Source organism: Klebsiella sp. HN106 (assembly GCF_051209435.1).
GTDB lineage: Bacteria > Pseudomonadota > Gammaproteobacteria > Enterobacterales > Enterobacteriaceae > Klebsiella > Klebsiella oxytoca.
Map to the genome: position 1 here is coordinate 1 of NZ_JBLURD010000057.1, position 1544 is coordinate 1544.

At 61.3% G+C, this 1544-nt stretch carries 1 protein-coding gene; it reads right to left on the reverse strand.

Annotated elements, in window-relative coordinates; translation table 11 throughout:
- Positions 1 to 1544, reverse strand: a 1544-nt coding sequence (tkt, locus tag ACSIPU_RS30240; RefSeq protein ID WP_435322463.1) for a transketolase, incomplete at both ends; no start/stop codon positions are given.

Genomic DNA, 1544 nt, shown 5'->3' on the forward strand with positions numbered 1-1544 from the left:
CGCTCCTGCTGCGCCAGGTTCTGACGGGAGAGGATCAGCGCGGTCGGACCGTCCTGACGCTCTACGCCGTATTTCCACGCGATGGCGGATTCCACCTGGTCGCACGGACGCCATGTGGACATGTTCGGGGTGACGCGCAGGGAAGCCACCTGCTCAACCGGCTGGTGCGTCGGGCCGTCTTCGCCCAGACCGATGGAGTCGTGGGTGTAGACCATCACCTGACGCTGCTTCATCAGCGCCGCCATACGTACCGCGTTACGCGCATATTCCACGAACATCAGGAAGGTGGAGGTGTACGGCAGGAAACCGCCGTGCAGGGCGATACCGTTGGCAATCGCGGTCATGCCGAATTCACGCACGCCGTAGTGGATATAGTTACCGGCAGCGTCTTCGTTGATGGCCTTAGAGCCGGACCACAGGGTCAGGTTACTTGGCGCCAGGTCAGCGGAGCCGCCGAGGAACTCAGGCAGCAGCGGGCCGAAGGCTTCAATGGCGTTCTGCGACGCTTTACGGCTGGCGATTTTCGCCGGGTTAGCCTGCAGCTTCGCGATGAATTCGTTCGCTTTCGCGTCGAAATCAGCCGGCATCTCGCCTTTCATACGGCGGGTGAATTCTGCTGCTTCCTGCGGGAAGGCTCTGGCGTAGGCGGCGAATTTCTCGTTCCACGCGGACTCTTTCGCCTGACCGGCTTCTTTCGCATCCCACTGGGCATAGATTTCAGACGGGATTTCAAACGCCGGGTGTTTCCAGCCGAGCGCTTCGCGGGTCAGCGCGATTTCCGCGTCGCCCAGCGGCGCGCCGTGGGAGTCGTGGGTACCAGCTTTGTTCGGCGAACCGAAACCGATGATGGTTTTGCACATCAGCAGGGACGGTTTGTCGGTGACCGCACGCGCTTCTTCCACCGCGCGTTTAATCGAGTCAGCATCGTGACCGTCAACGCCGCGCACCACGTGCCAGCCGTAGGCTTCAAAGCGCTTCGCGGTGTCATCGGTGAACCAGCCTTCGACGTGACCGTCGATGGAGATGCCGTTGTCGTCATAGAACGCCACCAGCTTGCCCAGTTTCAGGGTACCGGCCAGGGAGCATACCTCGTGAGAGATACCTTCCATCATGCAGCCGTCGCCCATGAACGCATAAGTGAAGTGGTCAACAATGTCGTGGCCCGGGCGGTTGAACTGCGCCGCCAGGGTTTTCTCCGCAATCGCCATCCCCACCGCATTCGCAATGCCCTGCCCCAGCGGTCCGGTAGTGGTTTCCACGCCCGCGGTGTAGCCCACTTCCGGGTGGCCCGGGGTTCTGGAGTGCAGCTGACGGAAGTTCTTCAGCTCTTCGATTGGCAGATCGTAACCGGTGAGGTGCAGCAGGCTGTAGATCAGCATCGAGCCGTGACCGTTGGACAGCACGAAGCGGTCGCGATCGGCCCAGGACGGGTTCTGCGGGTTATGGTTCAGGAAATCACGCCACAGGACTTCGGCAATGTCAGCCATACCCATCGGGGCACCCGGGTGGCCGGATTTGGCTTTCTGTACTGCGTCCATGCTCAG